Source organism: Moritella viscosa, from assembly GCF_900120065.1.
Classification (GTDB): domain Bacteria; phylum Pseudomonadota; class Gammaproteobacteria; order Enterobacterales; family Moritellaceae; genus Moritella; species Moritella viscosa.
This window is the reverse complement of the sequence record NZ_FPLG01000023.1, coordinates 36,342-44,113: the sequence shown is the minus strand read 5'-3', so window position 1 is coordinate 44,113 and position 7,772 is coordinate 36,342. Positions and strand designations below refer to the sequence as shown.

Here is a 7,772-nt window from a genome sequence, read left to right as displayed (position 1 = left end):
AGCATTTGACTAAAATCGAGGAGGTCTTGTTGAGATTTCAAGCCTTTTGCGGCTTCCTTTGCAAAGGCTTCAAGTTCTTGCTTTGTCATAATTACCTATCCTTAATATGATTAAGTTAATGATAGGCAATTACACAGATTTCGGGACAGGATCTTTACCTTATTCAGTCAAAACATCCTTAACTGAATGTTGTTATCCAACTAAGAGGCCAAATTAACTGTACCACTACACATCGCCATCCTATTATTACCTATTTTGTAATAGTCTTTTACCGTTTGCCCTAATTGTTCCTCCAACCCAAAGTAGTAAACTACCCACCAACAAGAAATACTTATTCATTTAAACATCCAAGTATCTCTTTGAGACAAAGCTAAACCCAAGTGGCTGACAGCAATAATTAAATATCACCCATTATGGACTGACACAGGTTCTTACTGAACCATTCCTATTGACTCAAACATCTGCATTGAGCGGTCAGATTTTTGAAATAACATTATTTAACTTTATAAATGGAGAATCATTATGAGCAATGTATTTTACATGCCACCAGTCACCCTAATGGGTCCTAATGCTATTCAATCTTTAGGTGCTGAATTAGCATCAAAAGAATTTAAGAAAGCACTCATCGTTACCGATAGCGTGCTAGTTAAAATTGGTTTGATAAGTGCTTTAACGAATGAACTAAAAGCCCATAACTTAGACTTTGTTATTTATGATGACGTCAAACCAAATCCAACGGAAAAAAACATCGAAGATGGCCTTGGATTACTCGCTAAAAGCCAATGTGACTTTGTAATCTCCTTTGGTGGCGGTTCTTCTCACGATGCTGCGAAAGGTATTGCACTTGTTGCGACTAATGGTGGTCATATCCGTGATTACTCAAAAGGTGTTCACTTATCTAAGAAGCCTCAACTGCCTTTAGTTACCGTTAATACAACTGCAGGTACAGCCTCTGAAATGACTATATTTGCCATTGTGACAATACCTGAAGATGAAACTAAATACCCAGTAGTTGATAAGCACTTTACGCCTATCATTGCGGTAAACGATTCTGAATTAATGGTTGCAATGCCTAAGTCATTAACTGCCGCTACTGGTATGGACGCATTAACTCACGCAGTTGAAGCCTATGTATCAACGGCCGCTACGCCAATTACCGATGCTTCGGCTATTAAAGCGATTGAGTTAATTGTTCAACACCTTGAAACAGCGGTAAACGATGGTGAAAACCGTCCAGCCCGTGACGCAATGCAATACGGTGAATACCTCGCAGGCATGGCGTTCTCAAATGCTTCTTTAGGTTATGTTCACTCAATGGCACATCAGTTAGGCGGTGCTTATGACCTACCACACGGTCTGTGTAATGCGATCCTATTAGCTGAAGTTTCACGCTTTAATGCTCAAATTGTTCCTGAACGCTTTGTTGATATTACTAAAGCAATGGGAATTGATACTACGGGAATGAGTCAACAACAAGCTGTTGATGCCGGTCTTGTTGCAATTGATGCACTGTCTGAAAAAGTGGGGACAAAACAACGTTTAGCAGACCTTGGTGTGACAGAAGATAAACTTGAATTTATGGCTCAAAATGCCTTGAATGACGCTTGTTCTCTGACTAATCCTCGCCAAGCAAGTCTTGCTGAAATTGTTGACATATTTAAAGCTCGCATGTAATGAATATCGACCTAAGGGAACATCACCTTAGGTCTTACGCTATCAAGTAAATGTACGCGACTAAATAGTGTGGAATATTTCAGATATTTACCTTTTAACCACATTGTTTACTTTCAGTAATTGATACTACATTTCAACAAATTCATCCAAGTGAGTGAAAATATCATAACTTGATATTAAAGTATTCACTTGGCTTCATACTAAAATAGAACGGATAATATAATGACAACATTAACGAGTAAGCCAAGCATAACCTTGATTAAAGCAGGTTCTTTTAAGTTAAATGATCTCAGTAAATTACTTGAAATTAAAGACTTAAAAAGTGACATGGCTGAAGTAGCTGTAACAAATAACTGCGCTGCATTGACGGTTGGTCATTTCACCATGTCACCAGGCGTAGAATTCGAATATTGTTACGACGCTGTTGAATATAAAGTAGTGACAAAAGGTAAGATTGTTATGCGTGATATGGATGGTAATAAGTATGTCGCTGAAGTAGGAGATGTTATTTTATTCTCTCCTGACGTGAAAGTAATTTTTGACGCTGAAAGTGATGGTGAAGCTATTTACACTGCACACCGCGAAGCATCTGCAGACTTCGCTCCGGTCAAATAGACTTTTCATCGAATAATTTATTTTAAAGCCTTGAACAAATGTGAAGTGACCCCCTTAATATCCAATTTGGTTGTTAAGGTGGTGATTAATGCTGCGATTTGGTTTTGTGTAGTGTTATAATCTTCACGCAATTGAGTGTGTTAACAACAACCTGAATAGTGAACATGATAGCAATACATACAACAACAGCCTTCATTTTGACTTAATTTCAATTTATGAGTAAGTTATGAATAAATACCTATATGTTTTACTCCCTCTGCTATTAATCGGTTGCGGTGATGGTAGTGGTAGTGGTAGTGGTAGTGGTAGTGGTTCAGGAAAGCCTGTCGTCACAACCTCTAATAACAAAATCCTTCTTACGGACTTTAGACTACAATCTCAGATTTATTTGTCTAACCCAGAGAATGATTATGCCAACAAAGACACCCTAAAAATCCTACCATCAACTAATGCTCTCGATGGTTCAGAAATCGTAGCGTGTTCTTGGGAAATTGGAAATATAAACGTTTCAGATAATTGTGAATATAAACTTGCTGAAAATGAGCACCTTTCGCCAATTACGGTTTCGGTGAAGCTCACTTACAATGGCATGACATCAAAAACATTAACTAAGACCTTTAATAAAGCATTTCCAATTGAGCAAGTATCTAATAGTTATAGTAAAGTGACGTTGTTCAACAATGGCGAAGTGCTTGAATGGGATCATATACTTGATGATAGTGAACTTGCTTATCATGCAGAACATAGATTTGAGAAAATTCCAGTCAATGAAAATATTTGCTACTAACTTTGCATTTGCAGGTATTAAAGAAGATGGCAGTTTTTATCTTTGGGGTCCCAAAACTAAAAATGATGCTCAAATAACTTCTATTAACTCGGAGGGAATCAATAAAGTCCATGCTCTGAATAAAAGTTTCATCATATTAACCAATGTTGGCAATGTGTACCTCATAGGAAAAGACAGTCATGTTGAACAATTGAACATAAGCAACATCATTAATATATTCGGAGTCAATAATAGCATCGCAACGGAATCAAGCAGTGGTGATACGTGCATTCTTAACATCGATAAAGGCACGACAACATGTGCGAGTTTGATTGGCAATATTCGCAGCTTTTCTGAGCTCAACGACTACTATTTAGGTAACTACGCAATCTTAACGGATCTGGGGTACCTCTACCGATGGGGTTCTCTTGCGAAAGAGCCAGCAGAATTAGTTGAACAAAATATAAAGAAACTGATTAATAACGATAACGCATATGCTTACTTAACACTGGATAATAGCGTTGGTGCATGGGGTAATTCGTCTTATGGTGGCTCTTTCGTCTACGATTATTATACGTTCGAGAAAAAACACTTCGAAAAGTCAAAGGTTTGCGTCAGTAAACTTTATGGCGATGATCCGGTTTGCGGATGGGGTAAAAAACAAATCACTGTACCTGCCCATTATAAACCGGTTAAGAAAGTAACCCATTATAACTTAGTTGATGCGTTAATTAATGTTAAAACTATCGTCGCTGCGTCACAATCTTTTGCAGCTTTAACACTAGATGGTAAAGTCATTACTTGGGGTAGTGTGTTTAGCGGTGGAAATATTTATTCCGATACGGTGAATCATACGAATGAACTAAACAATATTGTTGATATTACAGCTAATGTAGCCGGTTACTCGGCAATAGGTGAAGACGGAAAAGTAATATCATGGCAAGGTATATGGGATCTTGATGTCGAAATAGTGTTTGGCGAATACAATAAATATTATTACTACGATAGTAACAGGCCTAGTCACGTTAATTTTTTAGACCTTTACAGTGTGGGAGTAGTGGACGGAGTGAATCAATTCAAGAGCAATGACGGCGCATACTTATTTGCAAAAGAATACCAGTCAACTAAGAACTCTTATTCCATGGTGAACACATGGGGTTATAAAGACTTTGGTGGTGGTTTTAATTTAAAAAAGAAAAAAATTGCCGGTAAAATAGATCGTGTGATTTCTAGGAAAAAGGGGTTCACCATATATACTGACAATGGCAGCATATATGATATCGAGAATGAACGTGGTTTCAGACAGATCGCGACTTCTAGGTAGGAGACTAATATCACTGCACATAACGTAGGTTATTAAGATTCAGAACAAGATTGTGGTTCGCTAAGTGAAATCTAGCGAACTAATTTCCACCAAAAATTATTGCAGGCCCGTAGCTAACGACCATCAAACATCTCAATTAGGAATTCCGTTGTCATACACAACCCTACTTAAACTAGGCTCGTGCCGTTTATTCCGTAACCAGAGAAGGCGTTAACCCGGTTGTTGTTGTTGTTGTTGTTGTTGAACTTGTAGTCCTTTCTGTACAGTTCATAACTTTTTAAAAGTTTACTGAAATCACGCTCGAATGCCGAATTCAAAGCTTCTAATGATTGACACGCGGCCAGATAAACCCGCTATGCTGGCGATGGCAAACATGAATATTTATTCATTATCCTTGTATCTATGCCTTGGCGGATCCTGAATTGATGGGCGATATTAACCGCTCGCTCTCAATTAATAGCCAATCATCTTCAATAAATTCTCAGCAGTTTCAATCGCTTCTCTACGATTAGCAATATTCAACTTTTGATACAGATTACGAATATGAGTTTTGATGGTCGTGGACGCGACATCTAACTCTATCGAGATCTGTTCATTGCTGTAACGAGAATAAATCAAGCCAAGTACTTGCCATTCACGATGTGTCAGCGGGCTGGTGCGGATCAGTTCTGGCAGGTTGTGATTATTCAATAGCTTATGCACAAAGTCTTTATCAAAATAAATCGCGCGGTTGTGACGTTTTATCGACATTTCAGCAAGTAGCTTTTCAGCACGATAACGTTCTAACTCGGCCATATTACCTTGTTTTAATAAGCCGTTAAGTAATTCTGCAATCATTTTGGCATCAATCAAGAAATCGCAAATTGAGCTGGTGGTATTTGCCAATGTCAGTGCGGTTTTTAACTTGTCTAACGCTTGTGTTTGGTCATCGGATTGACTGTAGAACACGGCTTCCAAGGTAGCATTTTTTTGCTGTTCGAAAATCAGTTGATGACGCGTTGCTGCTTGTTGTAAATGATCGAGGATCTGGAGTGCTTGGCTATAGTTCTCCGTTAACATATAAGCGCGTGCCAGATTACGACCGTGACTCTGCGTAAAGTGATTACAGGCATTGTCTGCGACGGGTTGGCTTTGTTGCAACCACTGCTCAACTTGGCTGTTCAGCCCTTTAGCTTGCCAGTATAACAATTGAGAAAAGTTAGCATTGGCTATCCAGTCTGCATGGTAATCTGACTGATCGATAAGCTCGCCACATAAGTCGATATAACGACCTGCTTTATCCAGTTCTCCACGCGATATATGTACGCGCGCTAAGATAGCATACGATTGTAAATATTTAGATTGGCAATATTTAGGCAATACATTTAACCCTTTATGGGCGAACTCTTCTGCTAGATCTAAATGATTCCAACGCCAATAGATCTGACTACGAATACGTTGTAAAAATTCATACAAGGGCAGTTGCTGTAGATGTTGTTTGTCAGCGAGTTGGTCAGCACTGTCGAGTAATTCAAACGCGGATTGGATATGACCTTGGGCAATTAAAATCTCACTTTGTTGTAACAGCGACCATAATGCTTGCGGGTAAACATGGTACTGGCGCGCCATGCGTTCTGCTTGTTGCATCATGGCCAGTGCTCGATCTAAATGGCCGAGTACATGATTTACTTCACCAATTACCGACGTCGCTACAATTCGGCTGCGATAATTACGGGGATCTAATTGTTCTAGGGCATTTTCAGCCAGTTGTAATGCCAGTTCTGGGTTGTTTTGGTTAATTGCTACTTGCGCACGCAGGGCATTAAACTCACCTTGCTCGGCTAAGGTTAACTCGATATTACGCTGTTTTAATTCGATTAATGCTTGCGCGAGTAAATCACCAACTTGATCATAACTGTGTTGACTTTGGGCTAACCAAGCACGTAATAACGGCAGGCGGGGACTTTGGTATAAGGTATCGGGTTGCAGTTGACTAATGGTCGTTTCTAAATTGGCTAATTCACCCTGATTAAACATGTGCCAACCGTGTGCTAATAAGATCTCGGCGGTTAAGGTGCTGTCTTTGGCGCGTTGGGCATGAAACAGTGCTTGTTGGGGATTATCATGTTTTAACCAAGCGCGCGCTGCGTCTTTATGTAATTGCTTGCTACTCTGTGCAAGCTTGGTATGGCGTTGGTGTTTCAAGAAATCAGCAAATAAATTGTGGAATCGATACCAATTCTGTTCACCTTCGAGGGAGTGTAAAAATAACCCGTGTTTATCTAATGACTCTAATAAGTTATTTGCTGCTTCATTATCAAAAAACTCAGTGATTAAACTAGTATTGAAAATGGTAAAAACTGAGCATTGCATTAAAAATACTTGTAAGGATTTATCTAGTAAATCAAATACTTCTTCAGCTAAATAGTCCCACAGGTGGGATTGCTTGATTTGTGAGATCCACTCCGTCGATTCGGCCACACTGTGTTGCTTCTGTTTTACTTGCAGGGCGATTAATTGTAATGCTGATGGCCAGCCTTCAATTTTCAGTTGTAATTTTTGGACTTCAGTATCGCTCATGTTAAAGCCAATACGTTGTTCAAAAAATTGTACAATTTCTTGGTCGTCAAACGCTAATAATTCACTGTCGAGTTCGATAAGTAGATCGCGAATACGCAAGTTTGCGGTATTCAGGGGTGGCAAAGTACGACTGGTGACGACTAACGTGCAGTTCGCTGGCATGTATTTAAGAAAGAAGCGTAAGCCTTCATGGATCTCATCATTATTAATACAGTGATAATCATCTAAGACCAGATAAAACTCACTTTGATAGTTCGCTAGTTCGGCAAACAGTTCACTAAATAAATTAGGCAGCGAGCTATATTGGCGACGTTCGGCCAATGCTTGCGAATTGATGCAGGCTTGTTCGGTGACTTTGTTAATCGCTTGAATAAAATAGTTCACAAAACGAAACGTATCGTTATCGGTTTCATCGATATTAAACCAACCTACTTGACTGTGGTCTTTGAGCCATTGCGCTGCCATGGTGGTTTTACCATAACCTGCAGGTGAACGAAATAAGACTAATTTATTAAATGCTGCGTCTTGAAGATGATCTAAAATCCGGGTACGAGAGATTGAATTATGTAAGCGAGTTGGGCGATTTAATTTTGATGTTATCCACATAAGCTGTTCTTATTTGTCTGAGTATAAAGGCGAGATCGCGACTTGCTGTTTTTGATTTATATTTTCACTACCAATATTTATATAATAACTAAATCAGATATTAAAAACGGTGACAGGACTATCACTTGTTTCATTTTGCTATCTTCATATGCAGTAATAATGAGACTGGAATCACTTAAATTCGTTCATCCTCCCCCATAAATTGCGAACTCTATCACGGTGACTTAC

General features: G+C 39.0%; 5 protein-coding genes. 4 read left to right on the top strand and 1 reads right to left on the bottom strand.

The window, feature by feature from the left end; all coding sequences use genetic code 11:
• Positions 1 to 522 precede the first annotated feature (522 nt).
• From BT797_RS03990 to BT797_RS03975, 4 genes are all read left to right on the top strand, one after another.
• A complete protein-coding gene (locus tag BT797_RS03990; protein WP_045111234.1) occupies positions 523 to 1,674 on the top strand; it encodes an iron-containing alcohol dehydrogenase in 1,152 nt (383 codons plus the stop codon).
• 222 nt (positions 1,675 to 1,896) lie between these two features.
• Positions 1,897 to 2,289 (top strand): cupin domain-containing protein, encoded by a 393-nt coding sequence (locus tag BT797_RS03985; protein WP_075471141.1) that lies wholly within the window; start codon positions 1,897 to 1,899, stop codon positions 2,287 to 2,289.
• Between the two features lie 226 nt (positions 2,290 to 2,515).
• The gene (locus BT797_RS23555; protein WP_075471140.1) at positions 2,516 to 3,076 is read left to right on the top strand and encodes a hypothetical protein; all 561 of its coding nucleotides are present in this window, start codon (positions 2,516 to 2,518) and stop codon (positions 3,074 to 3,076) included.
• A complete protein-coding gene (locus tag BT797_RS03975; RefSeq protein ID WP_075471139.1) occupies positions 3,057 to 4,379 on the top strand; it encodes an RCC1 domain-containing protein in 1,323 nt (440 codons plus the stop codon). Before BT797_RS23555 ends, BT797_RS03975 begins: the two co-directional genes overlap by 20 nt.
• Positions 4,380 to 4,832: 453 nt before the next feature.
• On the opposite strand, the gene malT is transcribed toward BT797_RS03975, so the two are convergent.
• Complete coding sequence (gene malT, locus BT797_RS03970; RefSeq protein ID WP_045111232.1) at positions 4,833 to 7,544, bottom strand: HTH-type transcriptional regulator MalT; 2,712 nt, start codon at positions 7,542 to 7,544, stop codon at positions 4,833 to 4,835.
• Positions 7,545 to 7,772 lie beyond the last annotated feature (228 nt).